This window comes from Sorangium sp. So ce296 (assembly GCF_051529605.1).
Taxonomy (GTDB): Bacteria; Myxococcota_A; Polyangia; order Polyangiales; family Polyangiaceae; genus Sorangium; species Sorangium cellulosum_D.
This window is the reverse complement of the sequence record NZ_CP150325.1, coordinates 962309-981948: the sequence shown is the minus strand read 5'-3', so window position 1 is coordinate 981948 and position 19640 is coordinate 962309. Positions and strand designations below refer to the sequence as shown.

General features: G+C 71.7%; 13 protein-coding genes. 5 read left to right on the top strand and 8 right to left on the bottom strand.

Annotation, left to right across the window (positions count from 1 at the left end; genetic code table 11):
• Window positions 1-105: 105 nt before the first annotated feature.
• Window positions 106-5457 carry a DNA repair ATPase gene (locus WME98_RS03695; protein ID WP_437949990.1) on the bottom strand — a complete coding sequence of 1784 codons (5352 nt, stop codon included), beginning with the start codon at window positions 5455-5457 and terminating at the stop codon, window positions 106-108.
• 486 nt (window positions 5458-5943) lie between these two features.
• Between WME98_RS03695 and WME98_RS03690 the strand changes: the two genes are divergently transcribed.
• Window positions 5944-8880: a DUF4215 domain-containing protein gene (locus WME98_RS03690; protein WP_437949989.1), complete on the top strand. Its 2937-nt coding sequence runs from the start codon at window positions 5944-5946 to the stop codon at window positions 8878-8880.
• A gap of 72 nt (window positions 8881-8952) precedes the next feature.
• Here the strand turns inward: WME98_RS03690 and WME98_RS03685 are convergent, their stop codons facing one another.
• A complete protein-coding gene (locus WME98_RS03685) occupies window positions 8953-9126 on the bottom strand; it encodes a hypothetical protein (RefSeq protein WP_437954177.1) in 174 nt (57 codons plus the stop codon).
• A gap of 372 nt (window positions 9127-9498) precedes the next feature.
• Here WME98_RS03685 and cysK point away from each other — a divergent pair, with 372 nt between their 5' ends.
• On the top strand, window positions 9499-10488 hold the full coding sequence (cysK, locus tag WME98_RS03680) for a cysteine synthase A (protein WP_437949988.1): 990 nt from the start codon (window positions 9499-9501) through the stop codon (window positions 10486-10488).
• A complete protein-coding gene (gene epsC, locus WME98_RS03675) occupies window positions 10485-11447 on the top strand; it encodes a serine O-acetyltransferase EpsC (protein WP_437949987.1) in 963 nt (320 codons plus the stop codon). Before cysK ends, epsC begins: the two co-directional genes overlap by 4 nt.
• A gap of 51 nt (window positions 11448-11498) precedes the next feature.
• On the opposite strand, the gene WME98_RS03670 is transcribed toward epsC, so the two are convergent.
• Window positions 11499-11855, bottom strand: coding sequence for a hypothetical protein (locus WME98_RS03670; protein ID WP_437949986.1), 357 nt, complete (start codon window positions 11853-11855; stop codon window positions 11499-11501).
• A 346-nt stretch (window positions 11856-12201) separates the two neighbouring features.
• Here WME98_RS03670 and WME98_RS03665 point away from each other — a divergent pair, with 346 nt between their 5' ends.
• Window positions 12202-12777, top strand: a complete 576-nt coding sequence (locus WME98_RS03665) for a hypothetical protein (protein ID WP_437949985.1) — start codon at window positions 12202-12204, stop codon at window positions 12775-12777.
• A 43-nt stretch (window positions 12778-12820) separates the two neighbouring features.
• Here the strand turns inward: WME98_RS03665 and WME98_RS03660 are convergent, their stop codons facing one another.
• Window positions 12821-13603, bottom strand: coding sequence for a helix-turn-helix domain-containing protein (locus tag WME98_RS03660; RefSeq protein ID WP_437949984.1), 783 nt, complete (start codon window positions 13601-13603; stop codon window positions 12821-12823).
• Window positions 13604-13887: 284 nt separating this feature from the next.
• Between WME98_RS03660 and WME98_RS03655 the strand changes: the two genes are divergently transcribed.
• Window positions 13888-14850: an alpha/beta hydrolase family protein gene (locus tag WME98_RS03655; RefSeq protein ID WP_437949983.1), complete on the top strand. Its 963-nt coding sequence runs from the start codon at window positions 13888-13890 to the stop codon at window positions 14848-14850.
• A 15-nt stretch (window positions 14851-14865) separates the two neighbouring features.
• Here the strand turns inward: WME98_RS03655 and WME98_RS03650 are convergent, their stop codons facing one another.
• The 4 genes from WME98_RS03650 to WME98_RS03635 form a co-directional block, all read right to left on the bottom strand.
• A complete protein-coding gene (locus tag WME98_RS03650; RefSeq protein WP_437949982.1) occupies window positions 14866-15687 on the bottom strand; it encodes an alpha/beta fold hydrolase in 822 nt (273 codons plus the stop codon).
• A gap of 195 nt (window positions 15688-15882) precedes the next feature.
• Window positions 15883-16773, bottom strand: coding sequence for a carbohydrate kinase family protein (locus WME98_RS03645; RefSeq protein ID WP_437949981.1), 891 nt, complete (start codon window positions 16771-16773; stop codon window positions 15883-15885).
• Window positions 16770-17711, bottom strand: a complete 942-nt coding sequence (locus tag WME98_RS03640) for a pseudouridine-5'-phosphate glycosidase (protein ID WP_437949980.1) — start codon at window positions 17709-17711, stop codon at window positions 16770-16772. The genes WME98_RS03645 and WME98_RS03640 overlap by 4 nt, the downstream gene beginning before the upstream one ends.
• Before the next feature lie 60 nt (window positions 17712-17771).
• Window positions 17772-19640, bottom strand: coding sequence for an amidohydrolase (locus WME98_RS03635; RefSeq protein ID WP_437949979.1), 1869 nt, complete (start codon window positions 19638-19640; stop codon window positions 17772-17774).

The window sequence follows — 19640 nt, the reverse complement described above, 5'->3', positions numbered from 1 at the left end:
AGGGACGCCCCTCTACTCCTCTTGCAGACTTCTGCCCCGTGCGGCCGCCCGCCTGGCGCGGAGCCCGCGGCCGCGCGGCGGCAGAGCTCGGGCGCTGTGATCCGCTCACGCACCTCCGCGCCCGCGCGCGTGGTCTGCTTCACCAGGCAGCTCGCCCGGCGTCGGCTGGGCCTCGGGCCGCGCCGCCCCGCGGACCTTCTCGTCGAGCGACCGGAGCGCCTGGCCGAGCTCCGCGATCTGCGCCTCGATCGCCCGGATGCCGAACGCGCTCTGCGTGGTCGCCTTCGCGAGCGGCGCGACGAGCCGCTCGACGAGCGAGAGGTGGTGGCCCACGAACTCCGACACCGATCGATCGGTCTCGACCTTCACCTCGACCTTCGGCTGCGCGACCCCCTTGAGCGCCCCGGAGAGCCGCTCGAGCTCCGGCGCGAGCCATTGCTTCACCTCCCGCGCCCGCCCGTCGCCCGCCTGGGCCGCCGCGGCCGCCTTGCCGATCGCCCCACGGATGCCCTCCAGCTGCTCGCCGAGCATCGAGAGCGTCCCGGTCACGCGCACGACGGGGTCGTCCTCCTTGCCGCCCATGCGCTTGATGCGCTGGTACCCCTTCTTGATCTCGTCCCACCGCGCCTGCCGCTCGGGCGAGAGCCGCCCGCGCAGCTCGCCGAGCTTGAGCAGGTTCTGCTCGGCGCCCGTCGTCAGCGTCTGCGACTCGCTCACGTAGTGATCGTCGATGAGCCGCTCGATCTCCTCGGGCGTGTGCGCCGACACGACCTTCTCGGCCAGCTTGTTCATGTTGCGGTAGCTGCCCTGCAGCTTGAACGGCGGCTCGGTCCGGAAGGCGTCGTCCTGCGACGCGCTCCGGATGTACTCGAGGTTCACGGACAGGAGCACCCTCTGCACCCGGAAGAGCCGCTCGAGCACGGCGACGATCTCCGCGACCTCCGCCGCGGCGTAGGCGTGCTCGAGCTCCGTCGCGGCGATCGCCTCGCCCCGCGCCATCCGGATGAGCTTGTGCGTGTCCCCCGGCGCCCGCCCCGAGAGCGGCGCGAGCGTCGGGTTCGAGGTGAGCGCGTTCTCCAGGTAGCTCAGCGCGAAGAGCTCCTCCTTGCCGTCGAGGATGTCGCCGAGGTTGTACGTGTCGGCCCGGTTCGACAGCATGTCGGGGATCTGGAAGCGCGCGCCCGACTCCGTGTACGGGTTGCCCGCCATCACCACGCAGAACTTCTTGCCGCGCAGGTCGTACGTCTTCGTCCGGCCCCGCCACACGCCCTCGACCCGGCGCTGCCCGTCGCAGAGCGAGATGAACTTCTGCAAGAGCTCCGCGTTCGTGTGCTGGATGTCGTCGAGGTAGAGCATCACGTTGTTGCCCATCTCGAACGCCAGGTTGATCTTCTCGACCTCCTGCCGCGCGGTCGCGTTCGGGGCCTCGGCCGGGTCGAGCGACGTGATCTCGTGGCCGAGCGACGGCCCGTTCACCTTCATGAACACGAGGCCGAGCTTGCTCGCGACGTACTCCATCAACGTCGTCTTGCCGTAGCCCGGCGGCGAGATGAGCAGCAGCATGCCCATGAGGTCGGTGCGCTTCACGTCGCCCGCGGCCCCGAGCTGCTTCGCCAGGTTCGCGCCGACGAGCGGCAAATACACCTCGTCGATGAGCCGGTTGCGCACGAACGACGTGAGCACCCGCGGCGCGAACTCCCCGAGGCGCAGGCGCCTTCGCTCCCGCTCCGCGATCTCGCTCCGCACCTTGCGGTAGGCGCGGTAGCGCGGCGCCCGCTCGCGCAAGAAAACCTCGATCCTGCTCAGGAACTCGTCGAGCCGGAGCGCGAGCGCGCGCTCCTTGACGCGCGGGTGCTGGCCGAGCAGCCCCTCCACGCGCGCCTCGGTCACGGCCCCGCTCGGCTCCCGCTCGAGGTGCCGCTCCGTCACCAGCACGACCGCCGCCTCGAGCGCGAGGTGCCCCATCCGGGCCCACGCGGCGTCCCGCGCCGTGAGCCCCCGCATCCACGCCAGCGCGAGCTCCAGCCGCTCGGCCGGGTGCTTCTCGAGCTGCCGCAGGTCGTCGTCGAACGCCGCGCGGCTCCCCTCGAGGTCGAGGCGCGCGAGCAGCGCGTCGCGCAGCGCGAGCGCGGCGTCGCTGGTCACGAACCGGGGGCGCTCCGCGGCGAGCTCCTCCACGAGGTACCGCGCCGCGACGCGCACGTCCGCCGCGCCGCTCGCGTCCGCGCCGAGCCGGTGCGCCGCCGCCGTCGCGGCCACGCCCTCCGCGAGCTCGGCCGCGAGCGCCGCCCGCGCCTCGCCCTCGCCGAGCTGCGCCGCGAGCCGGCCGAGGCTCCGCGCCCGCCGGTGCGCGAGATCCCGGGCGCGCGGGTCGAGCCCCGCCCAGTGGAGGCAGGCGAGGGCCCGCGGCGCGCTGCCGAAGCGGAGCAGCCCCGCCGTGGCGCGCAGCGCGAGCAGCTTCTCCAAAATGAGCGCGGCGTCCGCGTCGTGGACGCCGCGCTCGTAGCCCTCGTCGTGCCGATCGGCCGCGTACGCGCGCACCGCCGCGAGCAGCCCGCCCGGGCCGAGCGACGCCTCGCGCAGCCGCTCGATCGAGAGCCCGCCGCGCCCCGCCTCGGCGTCGAGGAGCATCGAGCCCGCGAGGAACTCGCCCCGGTACACGTCCCCGGTCTCGCTCACGAGCTCCTGGCCCCAGAGGTCGCGCGCGCTCTCGAGCGCCGGATCCTCGATCGGCTCGAAGAAATCGGTGCCGGTGAGGTGCAGCGCGAGCCCGTCGCCGTGCGGGACCAGCGTGAGCTCCAGGGCCTGCGTGCTCACGTTGAAGCGGTGGCGGCCGAGCTTGATGACGTCGCCGCCGCCCTCGAACAGGTCCTCGCGGTCGCGCAGCGCCCGGAGCGCGTCCTGCCGCGCCGACTTGAGCCGCGCCTCGACCTCGTCCCCCTTCACGCTGTCGCCGAGCGCGTGCAGGCTCGCCGCGAGCTCGCGGATCTTCGCGACCATCGCGTCGGACGCGAAGTACGTGTTGAGCTCGTCCACCGTCGCGAACGTGCGCGCCCGCCGCGAGACCCCCTGGACGATCCGGTCCGCCGCGGCGACGAGGTTCGCGACGCGCCGCTGCCGCTCGTCGAGCAGCGCCTGCCGCCGCGCGGCGACCGCGTCGTTCACCTCCTCGCGCTTCGCCGCGAGCTCGCCCAGGAACTCGTCGAACTCGCCGAACTTGCCCTCGAGCTCCTCGAGCTGGACGAGGAGCTTCGAGAGCTCGGCGTCGCAGCGCTCGGGCGAGTCGCAGACCGCGAGCGCGCTCGCGACGCTCTGGCCGAACACCTTGAACTGGGCGCCGAACTCGGCGCGCCCCTCGGCGCCCCGGAGGTCCTTGCCGCGGGCGCCGAGCGTGGCGCGCGCGCGGTTGAGCTGCGCGTAGACCTCGCTGATCCCCTCCAGGATGCGGGTCCGCGCCGTGGGGTCGTCGACCTTGAGGCCCGCCACGATGTCGGCGAGCACCGAGAGCCCCTCGCTCACCGCGTCGAGGTCCGCGGCGAACGGCGCGAGCTCGGACGATTTCGCGACCGCCTCGATCTTCGCGATGAGGCCCGCGAGCCGGTCGGCCAGCGGCCGGAACGCGTGGTCGCCGAGGAGGAACGCCACGCACGCGCGGCTCACCTCGTCGGACCGCCCGACGATCTCGGCCTCGAGGGCGTCGACGCGGCCGAGGTCCATGTACTTGAGCTCGCGGAGCGTGATGAGGTGCCCCCGCTGCCGCCGCAGCGCGGTCAGGGCCCCGAGGAACGCGTCGACGGTCGCCGCGTCCTCCGGCCGGACCCCGCCGAGCAGCTGCCGCTGCGCCGCCTCGGTCTCGGCGAGCGCGCTCGCCGCGCGCGCCTTGATGGCCTCGACCTTCTCGAACTCGTCGACGATGCTCTCGGAGACGGCCCGGAGCTCGTTCACGGTCGACAGGAGGTCGCCCGCCTCGGCGTGGCCGAGCCAGTAGAAGGCGTCGGTCATCCGCTCGGCGGTCCGGATGAGGTCCTCGTACGTCTGGCGCGTCGGCGACGCCTCGAGCGCGGCGCGCCGCATGCTGAGCGCGTCCGAGATGCCGCGCACGAGGTCGGCGTTGCCCACCTTGGCGAGGTACGAGCCGTCGGTCGGCGCCGACGCCGCGAACTCCGCGGTCATGAACGGCGTCTGCCAGATCTGCATCGGGTGGACGCGGGTCGGCTCCTCGCTCGCGGCGCGGAAGATCACCATCTTGCCGTCGTCGAAGAGGCTGTACCCGTGGCACTGGATCGGGGTCGCGATCTCCTTGCGGATCAGGTTGTACGGGAAGAGCACGTAGCGCCCCTCCACGACCTGGTGGAAGACGTAGAGCACGTCCTCCCCGTTCGGCGAGCGGATGACCCGCTCGAAGACGAGGCTGTCGGTGCTGCCCTCGAAGCGCTTCGTCTCGCCGGTGATGAGGTAGTAGCCGTTCGGGAAGACGATGCCCTGCTCCTCGGGGAGGCTCAGGCAGGCGAGGCCGATCGCGTCGATGCGCGCGACCTTCCGGGTGCGGCCGTTGTAGACGAGGTAGCGGTACGACGGCTCCCGGAACGGCTTGATCTTGAGCAGGATGAGCGGCCCGAGCCGCGCGTACTGGATGTCGGCGTCGTCGAGCGCCTGGCCCGCGTCGTCGACCGGCTCGCGGTAGATGCCGAGCCCCGTGGCCGTGTTGTTCTCGACCTTGACCGTGAGGTCGCCGCCGACGGTCTCGACGAAGATCTCGCCGAGGATGGCGACGTGCGGGTGCTTGCCCTGCACGTGGTCGTCGCGCGTGGTCTGCGTCCAGGCGAAGTCGTGCGCCCGCGGCCGGACGTTGTCCTCGTCGCCGCGGGAGTCGAGGTAGCGGATGCGCCCGGTCGCGTCGATGCTCCAGCGGAACACCTTCGCGTCGCGCTCGGTCGCGCCGACCTGGAAGATGGCGAGCAGCCTGCTGTCGCTGCGCCGGAGCTGGAGCAGCCGCGGCTCCTTGACGTAGCGGTGGAGGTCCTTGAACTCCTTGACGAAGGCGGGGTCGCCGAGGAACGCGTCGCCCTCGTCGAGCGGCACGTGCGTCAGGTCGAGGACGCCGCCGTCCTTCGCGAAGCGGTGGAGGCTGAAGACGTCGCCGACGTTCACCTCCTTGAGCCCCATGAACACGAGGTAGCCGACGAGCAGCTTGCCCCGGATGCTCACGATGTCGCGCGGCAGGCAGTTGTTCTCGGTCCGGACGCGCGCGTTCTCGAGGAGCGCGAGGTCGGCGCCGCCGAACACCTGCTTTCGCCGCGCGTTGAGCGCCTCGGCGCGGCGGCCGAGCTCCTCGGCGCGCTCGACGAGCCGCCGGCGGATGACCTCGTAATTGCCCCCATCGAGCGACTCTGCCGCCTGCGGGGGGGGAGCCCCCGCGGTCTGGGCCGCGCCGTCCAAGGCCCCTGTCGACACCATGCATGCTCCGTGTGGTCAGGCTCGAGGCCCGCCCCCGCATCGAATCCGCGCGGGCCTCGGCTCGCCGGCGGCCAGGTTACCGCCGTTCGCCGCGCCCGGGGGGCGAGATGGCGATCGCGCGCCCGGGCGGGGCGGCGCGGTCGCGTCCCCGGCGCGCGCCCTGCCCGGGCGCGCTGTGGAGCACCGCACCGCCGGTGCGCGCCGGGATGTCAAGCTCGCTCTGCCCCCCGCCGGCCCGCGCGCCGCCCGCCGATTTCATCGCCACCCGGCGACCGGCGCGTCGCAAAGCCGCTGCGGCGTCAAATCCGCTTGCCGCACGGGGGGTGTTGCGTTGCGATGTGCCGGTAACGAGGGCGACCTACGCGCGCATACGCGCGCGAGCGCTGTGCGGCGCGCGCCCACGCCGCCTCCGGCGGCGCACCCGAAGGCCGGTGCGCGCCTGTGGCGGCGCGGGCTGAACAACACGACGCTCTTCAGCGAGTTGGGATGGTGGCATCAATGCGCTTGGGAAAGAGACTTACTTCTTCCGTGCTCCTCGTCCTGCTTGCCGGTCCGCTCGCCGCCTGCGGGGACGACGGCGGCGGCGGCGGCGACGGCGGCGCGGGCAGCGGCGTGGGCGGTGCGGGCGGCAGCGGCACGTCGGGCACCGGCGGGACCGACGACAGCTCCGGGGCGTTCGGCGGGTTCATCACCGTCGGCTCCGGGACCGGCGGCAGCGGGGGCGATCCGTGCGAGTCGCCGGATCCTCCGCCCGAGTGCGACGCGGTCGACGCGGCGTGCGGCGACGGCGAGATCAACCAGGACACCGAGGCGTGCGACGACGGCAACAGCCTGCCCGGGGACTGTTGCTCCGGCGCCTGCAAGGTGGAGCCGTACTGCGAGTGCCCGCCGGGGGAGCCCTGCCGCACGACGATCGCCTGCGGCAACGGCGCGATCGAGCCCGGGGAGAGCTGCGAGGACGGGAACACGGCCTCGGGGGACGGCTGTGACGATCGCTGCCAGCGGGAGCAGGGCGACTGGATCTGCCCGAGGCCCGGGGAGCCGTGCTTCCGGCTCCACTCGTGCGGCGACGGGCGCGTCTCGGGCGGGGAGACCTGCGACGACGGCAACGCGGTGGGCGGGGACGGGTGCTCCGAGGTCTGCGCGCTCGAGGACCCCGGCAACATCACCTGCCCCCGGCCGGGGCAGCCGTGCAGGCCGGTCGAGCGCTGCGGCGACGGCCTGCTGCGGCCGAGCGAGCAGTGCGACGACGGCGGCGTGGCGCCGGGCGACGGCTGCTCGCCGAGCTGCCAGGTCGAGGCCGGCTGGGCGTGCGAGGACGGCGTGCATTGCGTCTTCACGGTCGTCTGCGGCGACGGCCAGATCGGCGTGGGCGAGGGGTGCGACGATCGCAACACGGTCTCGGGCGACGGGTGCTCCGCCACGTGCCAGACCGAGCCCGGGTTCGACTGCGCGCGCGCCGGGCGCCGCTGCACCGCCGTCTGCGGCGACGGGATGGTCGTCGGGCGGGAGGAGTGCGACGACGGCCGCACGGACGACGGCGACGGGTGCAACGCCGCGTGCAAGTGGGAGGACGGTGTCGTGTGCGAGCCCGCGCCCGGCGGCTACATCTGCCGCGACACGGTCTGCAACGACGGGGAGCGCGAGGGCTCCGAGCCGTGCGACGACGGCAACAACACGATGGGCGACGGCTGCACGCCGTTCTGCCAGGTCGAGCCGGACTGCGGCGACACCGGCTGCACCTCGGCGTGCGGCGACGGGCTGCGCCTGGGCGGCGAGGCGTGCGACGACGGCAACACGGCGGACGGGGACGGCTGCTCGTCCACGTGCACCGTCGAGCCGGGGTACAGCTGCACCAACGACGTCGCGCTCGGCGACGAGCTCCGCGTGCCGATCGTGTACCGCGACTTCAAGGAGAACGCGCCGAACTTCGAGCCCGACACGAATCCGCCGAACGCCGTCGTGACGGGCATCGTGCAGAACCTCCTCGGCGCGGACAACAAGCCGCAGTTCGCGGCGGCGCGGCCGAACGCCTTCCTCACGAACGCCGCGGACTTCAACCGGTGGTACAACGACTCGACCCTCTCGAAGACGGTCGTGGACTGGCTCACGCTCGACCGGATCGGGACGTCGGACGTGTTCCTCTTCGAGGATCACGTCTTCTTCCCGCTCGACGACCGAGGCTGGCAGGACCCGTCGCTGCCGGCGGCGCAGCGCGAGGCGAGCCGCGCGGCGGGCGATCCGTTCAACAACTGGGCGAATGCCGGCAACCACAACTTCTACTTCACGAGCGAGGTCCGCTACTGGTTCGAGTACCACGGCGGGGAGCGGCTCGATTTCTACGGAGACGACGACGTCTGGGTGTTCCTCAACAACCGGCTCCGCATCGACCTCGGCGGCATCCACGCCCCGATGGGCACCGGCGAGATCGCCGGGGTGGCGGACAACCGCGGGACGCTGCTCATGGATGAGCTCGGCCTCACGGTGGGTGGGGTCTACGAGGTCGTCGTGTTCCAGGCGGAGCGCCACGTCACGGGGTCGAGCTACAAGCTGACGCTCGGCGGCTTCAACGCGGCGCCGTCCCGCTGCGAGCCGGTGTGCGGCGACGGGATCGTCACGCCGGACGAGGAGTGCGACGACGGGAGCGAGAACGGCGCGGGCTACGGGAAGTGCTCCACGAGGTGCGAGCTCGGGCTCTACTGCGGCGACGGTGTCCGGACGATGCCGTACGAGATCTGCGACGACGGCGCCAACCTGGGCGGCTATGGCTCGAACGCCTGCGCGCCGGGGTGCGTTGCGGCGCCTCGCTGCGGCGACGCGGAGATCGACAGCAAGTTCGGCGAGACGTGCGACGACGGCGTGAACGACGGCCGGTATGGCGGCTGCACGACGGACTGCCTCGTCGGGCCGCGGTGCGGCGACGCGCTGGTCCAGATGCCGGACGAGACGTGCGACGACGGCGTGAACGACGGTCGCTACGGCGGCTGCACGCCGGAGTGCCGCGACGCGGGGCAGTGCGGCGACGGGGTGACCCAGGACGAGTGGGGCGAGGAGTGCGACGACGGCGTGAACGACGGCAGCATGGGGTGCCTCGGCTGCCGGATCGGCGCGGTCTGCGGCGACGGGGTGCCCCAGCAGGACCTCGGCGAGCAGTGCGATGACGGCAGGAACGACGGCGGTTACGGCGAGTGCGCGCCGGGTTGCGTGTACGGCCCGCGCTGCGGCGACGGCGTGACGCAGATGCCGGAGGAGGAGTGCGACGACGCGGAGAACGACGGCGGCTACGGCGAGTGCGCTCCGGGCTGCGTGTTCGGTCCGCACTGCGGCGACGGCGTGCGGCAGCAGCCGTACGAGGAGTGCGACGACGGCAACACCGCGAGCGGCGACGACTGCAGCGCGACGTGCCGCACCGAGGTCAAATGACCCGGGTCGAACCGTGATCGAGAGGAGCGCGCGGCGGCTCGGGTGAGCCGCCGCGCTGCGCGCCGCCGGGGATCACATCGTCCAAACGACCCGGTCGAGCCGGAACACGCCCGCCTCGAGCGGCACCCAGCGCAGCAGCTGGACGAGCCAGCGTGGGGTGACTCCAACCCACTGCGGCGCGGACTTGGTCGTATTCGCTAGCTGGCGCGCGGCGCGCTCGCTCAGCGAGTGGGCTCCATCGTTCATGACAAACTCTTCCTAGCGCTCTGACGCGTGGGGGGTGAGGCACGTCTCGGTCAGGGCGATCTTGATGTACTATCTCCCCTGACAGCTTCAACAGGGCACGGCGCGAAACACCGCGGATTCGGCGGCGAAGCGTCGCTTACGCCGTCCGCCGGTCCCGGGTCGCTCAGCGCCGCTGACACGGTCGCCTGCCCGGGGCGGCGGCACACGGCAGCGGGGCGGCGCGAGACAAAGTGCTTGCGCTGGATTTCCGTTATGTAAGATAGATATCCGTTGATGTTTCAAGAGCGGCGTCCGCTGCCCGCTCGAGGTCCCCACGACCGTCGAGGACGCGTGTAGGCGCACCGTCGCACGTCGTCGCATCGTAGAGGCACCATGTCGAACGTCACACGCCGCTGGTTCGAAGACAACGCAGAGTCGATCGGCCGCACGCCGCTCGTGCGCCTCCGTCGCGTCCTCGACGGCGCGAGCGCGCTCGTGCTCGCCAAGATCGAAGGGCGCAATCCTGCCTATTCGGTGAAGTGTCGCCTCGGCGCGGCGATGGTGTGGGACGCCGAGAAGCGCGGGCTCCTCGGTCCGGGGAAGGAGATCGTGGAGCCGACGAGCGGCAACACGGGGATCGCGCTGGCCTTCGTCGCGGCCGCGCGCGGCTACCGGCTCACGCTCACCATGCCCGAGACGATGAGCATCGAGCGGCGCAAGCTCCTCGCGGCCTACGGCGCGAACCTGGTGCTCACCGAAGGGCCGAGGGGGATGAGCGGCGCCGTCGCGAGGGCGGAGGAGATCGCCGCGTCGAACCCCGACCGGTACGTGCTCCTGCATCAGTTCAAGAACCCGGCGAACGCCGCGATCCACGAGCGCACGACGGGCCCCGAGATCTGGGAGGACACGGACGGGAAGATCGACGTCCTCGTATCCGGCGTCGGGACCGGCGGCACGATCACGGGGGTCTCGCGCTACATCAAGAACACGAAGGGCAAGGCGATCACCTCCGTCGCGGTCGAGCCCACGCACAGCCCGGTGCTCACGCAGACGCGCGCGGGCCAGCCGCTCAAGCCCGGGCCGCACAAGATCCAGGGGATCGGCGCGGGCTTCGTGCCCGACGTGCTCGATCTCTCGATCGTCGATCAGGTCGAGCAGGTGGCCAACGACGAGGCGGCAGCCTATGCGCGGCGGCTGACGCGGGAGGAGGGCATCCTCTCGGGGATCTCGTCCGGCGCGGCGGCGGCGGTCGCGGCGCGGATCGCGAAGCGCAGGGAGAACGAGGGCAAGACGATCGTCGTCGTCCTCCCCGATTCGGGCGAGCGCTACCTGAGCACATCGCTCTTCGACGGGCCCTCCGACGAGGGGGGGCTCGCGACGTGAGCGCGACCGATCGCGAGGCCGATTGGGGCTCTCCCGCGCCGGCCGGGGCTCCCTGGGCGCTCGGCTCGGTGGTCGCGGAGCTGCGCGCGGCCGCCCCGGACACCGGCGGCGCGCGCCGTCCGCTCGGGCGACGGCCGGCGCTGCCGTCGCGCGAGGTGCTGGTCGGCATCGTCCGCGACCTGCGCGCGGCGTTCTTCCCGGCGCACTTCGGGCCTCCGGATCTCACCGACGAGGGGACCGACTACTTCGTCGGGCGGACGCTCGACGCGGCGCTGCTCGCGCTCCACGAGCAGATCCGGAGAGGCCTCGGCTTCTCTCGGGATCTCGACGCGCGCGAGCTCGCCCGGCGCGAGGGCCGCGCGGCCGAGATCGTGCGCGGTTTCGTCGCTGGCCTCCCGGCCGTGCGGGCGCTGCTCGAGACCGACGTACGCGCGGCGTTCGAGGGGGATCCGGCGGCGACGAGCATCGACGAAGCGGTGTTCTGCTATCCGGGCATCACCGCGATCTTTCACCACCGGATCGCGCACCTGCTCTACACCCTCGGCGTACCGCTCATCCCGCGTATCCTCTCCGAGATCGCCCACGCCGAGACCGGCATCGACATCCACCCCGGCGCCCACATCGGCGCGAGCTTCTTCATCGATCACGGGACGGGCGTCGTCATCGGGGAGACGTGCCGGATCGGCGATCGCGTGCGCCTCTACCAGGGCGTCACGCTGGGCGCCAAGAGCTTCCCGCTCGACGGGGGCGGGAACCCCATCAAGGGCATCGATCGCCACCCCATCGTCGAGGACAACGTGGTCGTCTATGCCGGTGCGACGATCCTCGGGCGCATCACCATCGGTCACGGCTCGAGCATCGGCGGCAACGTGTGGCTCACGCGCAGCGTCCCGCCGAACAGCCGGATCAGCCAGGCCAACGTGCGGAGCGACGTCTTCGAGGACGGCGGCGGCATCTAGCCCCGTCCCCTGCGCGCCAGCCCGACCCGACCGACGGCGGAGGCGATCTCCTCAGCAGCCGGGGTCGGATTCGGTCCAGACACCGCCGGTACAGGTCAGATCGCTGACGCACGCGCCGCCCTCGTCGTAGCGGCACCCGGCGCCCTCGTCCGAGCACGAGCCGCCGGCCGTCAAGCCTCCCCGCGGGCACGTCTTCGTGGCCGAGCAGGTGCGGATGGTGGCCCAAGAGCCATCCTTGCAATAGCTATCGTAGTCGCAGCCGGCGTCGTGGAAGCTGCATTCCTCACCTGCGCTGCACGCCCCCCTGGGCGGCCCTTGCAGGACTCCGCACTCGGCCGCGCCCGCTTCATCACCGCCGGCGGCCGCCTCACCACCATCGTTGGCTTCGCCGCCGCATCCAACGAGCACATGAGCCATCAAGATCGCTGTCGCTGGTCGAATCATCATCGCCTCCGAACACGCCTCCAGTCAACAAGCGTGCCACTCTTGAACGAATGATAAGACGGCGTTTTCGGGCCGACTCTACCGCGAGTGTGCCGCTGTGTGCCCACGGCGATGTGTGCCATGGCCACGGCGGCATGACCCGATTAGGCCGTCCAGGAGGCCGCGCGGATCGCGAGCAGCCGCCGACCCCGGGACGCTGGATCGTGCGATCGACGCCGCGGGTTGCGCTGGGCCGCCGTGTGATCTAAGGACAGGAGCTCGCCGGTTCCGGGCACTCCGTACTTTATTTTTGGTTTGTTAAGGAGGTCTTATGAATTCTTTCACCACGCGTCATCGGTTTGCCTTCTCTGTGCTCTTCTTGTGCGTCCCGCTGCTGGCCGGGGCGAATGACGACGGCTGCGGCCAGGCTGTCCCCGAGGTCGACGGCGTGGACAGCGCGCCCGCCGAGCTCGTCTCCGCGGCGGCCGGGGGGATCAAGCCCGGCCGCTGTAGGCCGACCGGCTGTAGCGGGCAGGTCTGCGCGGACCAGGTCGTGTACACCACGTGCGAGTGGCGCGAGGAGTACGCGTGCTACGGCGACTACGGCATCTGTGAGCGCGACGCGTCCGGCCAGTGCGGCTGGCGACAGACGCCGGAGCTCGCGGCGTGCCTCGGCGGCGGGGGCGTGCTGGAGGCGGCGCGTGGCGGCGGCCCCGCGCGCTGCGTGGTCACCGGCTGCAGCGGGCAGGTCTGCGCGGACCAGGACGTGCTCACGACGTGCGAGTGGCGCGAGGAGTACGCGTGCTACGGCGAGCACGGCGTCTGCGAGCGCGACGCGTCCGGCCAGTGCGGCTGGCGGGACACCCCCGAGCTCGACGCCTGCCTCGCGTCGGCCTCGGGCATCTGAGCAGCGCGCGGGCGGGGGGGCCGGGGCGCCCCGTGGCCGGGCGTCAGCGCGAGGGGGCGCAGCCGGCCATGGCCTCGCCGCCCCGAGCGCCCGCGCGCTTCAGGAAGGCGCCCGGCGTGAGCCCGACGAGCTCCCGGAAGTCGGCGATCAGGTGCGCCTGGTCGTAATAGCCCGCGTCCGCGGCGATGCGTGCCCAGTCCTTCGAGCTCGCCGCCCTCCGCACGGCGCGCTGCAGGCGAACGGTCCGCGCGAAATCCTTCGGCCCGATGCCGACGCTCTCCGTGAAGGCGCGGCGGAGATGCCGCGCCGTGACGCCGAGCCGCTCCGCCACGCGCTCCACCCGAACCTCGTCTCCTTCGAGCAGGCGAACCGCGCGGCGAGCGAGCCGCGCCGACGCCGGCTCGGAGGTCTCGTGGGTACGAAGGGCGATCGCGTGGGAGAGTCGGTCGAGCACCTCCGGCAGGCTGCGCGCCGCGAGGAGATCGAGGCAGAGGTCGCCGCCAGAACGGCCCCAGATGTCTTCCAGCGGGACGATCCGGTCCGTCAGCGCGTTGGCGGCCACGCCCAGCAGCGGCCCCGACCAGCCTGGCTTGAACTGAAGCATCACCGCCCGCGCGACGCCGGTTGCGTTCTTGAACAGCGCACGCGTCCGCGTGCCCGCGACGGCCACATCCCCTCTCCGGCCCTCCTCGATGACTCGAAAGACAAGGGTCGTCCTCCCGTTGGGCAGCCATTCGACGTCGAGTGCGCGTCCAGCGACGGGTACGACAGCGCGAACTTCCTCGACGAAGCGGGAGAGCGAGAACGTCGAGGTTGCAGAGTCCATCGTGCGCGGCACCCTCGTAGTCTCGCGCGCGCACCGCGGCCGGTCAAGCCGGCGCGGGAGGGCCGACGAAAATGTCCGATCCTTCCAACCGGAGGGCGGCGGCGGGAGGTACGAAGGCTGGTGTGCGACGCAGCCCTGAGCGGCCGCGGGGACGTCTACACGCAGCCGAACGCGTTCGCGCGCGTGCGGGAGTACCTGGAGAAGCAGCCGGGGTGAGGCCGGGGCGTCCCGATGGCGCCAGGGCCCTCTTCACGGGGCCGAGCCCACGAAAGGAAATCAACATCATGAGCAAACCGACTCCCGCAGCCGACATCCCCCGCGCACCCACGCCGGTCCTCTCGGTCAGCCCAGTCGTGCTGCCGGCCCCCGGCCGCGCCGTCGATCTCCAGGTGCGCGTCTCCGCGCCCGTGACCGGAAGCGCGCTGCCCATCCTCTTGCTCTCGCACGGCCACGGCCCCTCCAACCACCTCTCCTCCTTGAACGGCTACGCCCCGCTCGCCAACTACTTCGCGGCACACGGCTTCGTCGTGATCCAGCCGACCCATCTCGACTCGAAGACGCTCCCGTTCAGGGACTCCGATCACCCCGAGGCGCCGCTGTACTGGCGATCGCGGGCCGAGGACATGAAGCGCATCCTCGACCAGCTCGACGCGATCGAGGGCGCCGTCGCTGCGCTCGCCGGGCGTTTGGACCGAAGCAAGGTGGCCGTCGTCGGGCACTCGATGGGCGGGCACACCGCGAGCGTGCTGCTGGGCGCGCGGCTCAGAGATCCCCACGACGGAACGGAGGTGAACCTCGCCGAGCCTCGGATCAAGGCGGGCGTGCTGCTCGCCGCGCCCGGCAGAGGCGGCGACGCCCTCAGCGAGCTCGCGGCCAAGAAGTATCCTATCTTCTCGACCATCGACTTCTCCACGATGACGGCGCCCGCGCTCGTGATCGCCGGCGATAAAGACGCCTCTCCCCACCTGACGGTCGCAGGCGCCGACTGGCACGCCGATCCCTACTTCCTCTCCCCGAGCCCCAAGTCCCTGGTCACCCTGTTCGATGCAGGGCACGGGCTGGGCGGCGTCTCGGGATATGACGTCGCCGAGACCACGGACGAAAACCCCGAGCGAGTGGCTGCCGTCCAGCGTCTCACCTGGGCCTACCTCCGCACCGAGCTCTACCCCGGAGATCCCGCTTGGCAGGAAGCGCAAAACGCGCTGACTGGCGCACCCAACCCGCTCGGACGGGTCGAATCCAGATAAGCGGGGCCGCCGGAGTCAGCGCTTCAGATCCATCCAGGCGGTCACGGCCGCGGTGAACCGCTCCGGCTCCTCGAAGAACGGCTGGTGCCCGCTGCGCTCGAACAGGTGCGGCGTGAGCGTGGGCAGCGTCGGCGCGACGCCTTCCCAGAGGACGTGAGGCATCGCGTAGTCGTAGCGCCCGAGCGCGAGGAATATCGGGACGCGCAGCGAGCCCGAGTCGACCCGGATGTCCCAGGCCGGCGCGAGCCTCCCGAGGAGATGGGCGAAGAACTGGGGCTTGACGTCCGCCTCCGCGAACAGCGGGGCGGCGTCGATGCGCGGGTCGAAGAAGCGCAAGGGCGTCTGCGCGAGCATGGCGTGGCCCGGCGGCGCGTCCTTGGGCAGCCTGGACAGGTTGTCTCGCAGGATCCTCTTTCGCTCCTCCGACGCGTCCTCCTCGAAGAACGACGCAGAGCGCGCCGAGAGCAGGGCCATGTCGCCGCTGGGCGGCGTGCCCACCGCGATCACGTGCGAGACGCTCCCGGGGCAACGCCGGCCATACTCGACCGCCAGCGCGCCGAGGATCGAGTGGCCCAGGACCGCGATCCGCTCGAGCCCGAGCGCGGATCGGACGGACTCCAGATCTTCGGCGAGCGCATCGAAGGTGAGATCGGCCGGATCGCCGGTCGATCGCCCGCTCCCCCGCAGGTCGACATGGACGAGCTTGAGGCGGTCGCTCAGCTGCGCCGGCATCTGCCGCTCGTAGGGCCGCGTGCCGATGCTGGACAGGACGAGGCACGCGGGCCCATCGCCCTGCACCGAGTAGAACAGCTCAGCCCCTTTGACGGAAACGAACACGGTCTTCCCTCCTGGCGGTCCTTGGCGAGGCCGCGCACCCCGCGCTCGACCGACGCCGCAGGCTACCAGAGCCCCCGCGCGGACCGCGAGCACGACAGCGGCTGGAGGGCGGACGAGCCGGCGGCCACGTGAAGCGCCACGACGGCGCCCGATGGGCAGGCGAGGGGGCCGGGAGCCAGCGGCCCAGGACGCTGGCTACCCCGGCTGTCCGCCCAGCTGCGTCACCGCCGTCGATCCCGCCTCGATCCCGCGCCGCAGGCACGCCGCCTCGCCCGCGCCCTCGAGCTCCGCGGCGATGAACCCGGCCGCGAACGCGTCGCCGGCCCCGGTCGTGTCCACCACCTCCACCAGCGGCGCCGGCGCGTCGAGGCGCACGCCGCGCCGTCCGCCGAGCGCCGCGCCCCGCGCCCCGCGCTTGATGATCACCCGCTCGAAACAGGCCCCCAGCGCGATCATCTGCGCGGCGAGGTCGCCGGTGCCCGAGAGCGCCTCCGCCTCGTCGGCATTGGCGAGCAGCGTCGACATCCCCCTCGTCCACTCGAGGAAGGCCCCGGCCCCCACCTCCCGCAGGAAGCCCACCGACGCGGCGTCGATGGCGACCGGGATGCCGCGGCTCCGCGCCTCTCCGGCGAGCCACAGCACCGCCCGCCGAGGCCCCTCGGTGAACAGCGAATACCCCGAGACGAGCACCAGCCGCGTGTCGTCCAGGAGCCATAGCGGTATGTCCGAAGGCTCGAGCGCGAGGTTCGCCCCTCGATCGGTGAGGAAGCTCCGCTCCCCGTCGGCGTCGACGAGGACGACCAGCACGCCCGACGGCTCCCGCGGATCGGCCGCCAGGATGGCATCCACCTGGCAGCCCTTGAAATAGGCTTCGAGCTGCGGCTTGTCGCTGGCCCCCACCCGGGCGACGAACGACACCCGCGCTCCCATCGCGCCGAGCCACACCGCCTGGTTGGCCCCCGAGCCTCCCGGCCGGCGCTGGATCTTGGCGCGCCGGTCCGAGCCGCGCACCAGCGGCCCCTCGGGGCGGACGATGACGTCCGTCATCACGTCGCCCACCACGAGCACGCGGCCGGCCGCGCTCATGCCTTGGCCTTCGTCTTCGCCTTCAGCTTGCTCAACGCCACCGCGATCTCCGCCGCCACCGCCGCGTTGTTCTCGACCAGGGCGATGTTGGCGACGAGGCTCTTGCCGCCGGTGAGCTCGACGATGCGCTTCAAGAGGAACGGCGTCAGGTCCTTGCGGCTCACGCCCTCGGCCTCGGCGCCCTGGATCGCCTCCTCGATCCGCGCCTCGATCTCCCGCGCGTCCAGGGCATGGCTCTCGGGGATCGGGTTGGCCACCAGGACCCCGCCCAGGCCGAGCTCGAACTGCAGCGCGATGACCCTGGCCGCTTGCTTGGCGCTCTCGATCCTGTGGTCCACCTTCTGCCCGCTCTGCCGCGCCCAGAACGCCGGAAAATCCCCGGTCTTGTAGCCGAGGACCGGCACGCCCTTGGTCTCGAGCGTCTCCAGCGTCTTGGGGATGTCGAGGATCGACTTGGCCCCCGCGCAGACCACCGCCACCTGCGTCCGACTCAGCTCCTCGAGGTCGGCGGAGATGTCGAACGTCGTCTCCGCGCCGCGATGCACGCCGCCGATGCCGCCGGTGGCGAACACCCGGATGCCGGCCCAGGCCGCCGCCATCATCGTGGTCGCCACCGTCGTCCCGGCGACCTCGCCGGACACCAGGAGCGCCGCCACGTCGCGCCGCGAGGCCTTGGCCGCCTTGCCGCCCGCCTTGGCCAGCCGCTCGAGATCGTTCGCCTTCACGCCCACCCGGAGCTTGCCGTCCATGATGGCGATCGTCGCCGGCACGGCCCCGCTCCGGCGGACCACCGCCTCCACGCGCTGCGCCATCCCGAGGTTCTGCGGATAAGGCATGCCGTGGGTGATGATGGTCGACTCCAGCGCCACCACCGGCCGGCCGGCCGCGAGCGCCTTCCTGACCTCGGAGGAGATGGAGAGGTGGTCCTTGATCGACACGCTGAAATCCTCCGGCTGCGAGGGGTTTGCGATTCGGGAGGCCTCGGGCGACGCGGCCCTCTACCCCTTCGGCCGCCATGCATCGGCGGTGTAGACGATCTTCCCCCCGACCATGGTCATGAGCACCTGAATCTTGCCGAGATCATCCTCGGGGATCTGAAGAAAGTTCTGGTCCAGTACGATCATGTCGGCGAATTTGCCCGGCTCGATCGAGCCCACGACCTTCTCCAGCCGCAGCTGGTAGGCCGAGTTCATCGTGATCGCGCGCAGCGCGACGTTGCGCGGCAGGAGCGGGTCGTCGTTGAGCCGGCCAGCATAGGACGGACCGAAGCTGGCCGGATGCGTGGGGTCCCCCTTGCGCGTGACGCCGATCTTGAGGGCCAGGAACTCGGCGAACGGATCGATCGGCCAGTCGCTGCCGTAAGCGATCCTCGCGCCGGCGTTGTGCAGGCTGCCCTCGGGCTCCAGGCGGGCATAGCGCTCCGGCCCGAGCTGATGCTTCATCGCATCGACGGAATACGGGGCCTCCTGCGCCCACTGGAACGACATCACCGGGATCACGCCGAGCGCCTTGAAGCGACCGAAATCCGCCGGGTCGACCGTCTCGCAATGCGCGATCGCCGGGCGAACGTCGTTGCCCGGCAGCCGGGCGCGCACGGCCTCGTAAGCGTCGAGCGTCTGCCGCACGGCACGATCGCCGATCGCGTGGACGTGGGGATCGAGCCCGGCCTCGACCGCCGCGAGGATCACCGATTTCAGCGTGTCCGGCGGATAGTACACGTCGCCGCTGTGCTTGCCCGGGACCCATTGCGGCGCGCCGTCCGTGCCCACGTTGACATGGTACGGCGCGAGCATCGCCGCCGTCTGGGCCGGCGCCTGCAGGACGCCATCCAGCATGATCTTGATGTGGCGAGCGGTGACGGAAGGGGCCGGCGCCGCGGCGGGTTGATCGTAGGAGGACGCCAGCGCCTTGATCGCGGCGATCGCCTTTTCCGGACCCTTCGCCACCTGGTCGGGATCGAGCATGATGGCGAAGAGCGCCCTCGCCGTCAGCTCGCCGCTGCGCTGCACGGCCGTGAACGCCCTCAGCGCGCGCTCGTCCGACCACGCATCCATGAAGGTGGTCACGCCCTGGCGGCGGATCGCGTCGAGCGCCGCCTTGGCGCTGCGCACGTCGTCCTCCGGCGTCGGCGGCGGCATGGCCGCCGATACCAGCGCGATGCCGGCATCCTCGAAGATGCCCGTCGGCTGGCCGCCTGCGTCGCGGCCGATCTTGCCGCCGACCGGATCGGGCGTCTTGGCGGTGATGCCCGCCAGCGCCATGCCGCGCGAGTTGGTCAGCGCGCTGTGGTGATCGGTGGAGTGCACGAGGATCGGCCGCTGGGTCTTGAGCGCGTCGAGCGCGGCCCGCGTCGGGTCGGCGTCCACCGAGACCGTGCCCTGCCGATCCCAGCTCGTCACCTCGAGCCACTGGTCGGGACCCTTGGCCGGCTCGCTGTCGAGGCAAGCCTGGATCTTCTGCTGGAGCTGCGCGATGGTGTGCGTCTTGTACTCGAGGCTGCACATCAGGCGCTGCGCCCCGCCGGACATCACGTGCAAATGGCCGTCGACGAGCCCCGGCATCAGCATGCGGCCCTTCAGATCGACGACCTCGGTCCGAGGACCCACATACCCCTGCGCGCCGCTGTCAGCGCCGACATAAACGATCTTGCCGTCGCGCACCGCGACCGCCTGGTGCACCGAGTCCGCGCCGTCGACGGTGTACACGAAGCCGTTCCGCAGCACCGTGTCGGCGGCCGGCGGCATGGACGCGCCGCAGGCGACCTGCATCGCGAAGAGGGCGTGCGACGCCGCCCACGCGGCGCCGAACGCGCGACGACGGCGGGGGGGAACGCGGCTGTCCCCGGCAGATCGAGACCTGTTCCTCAT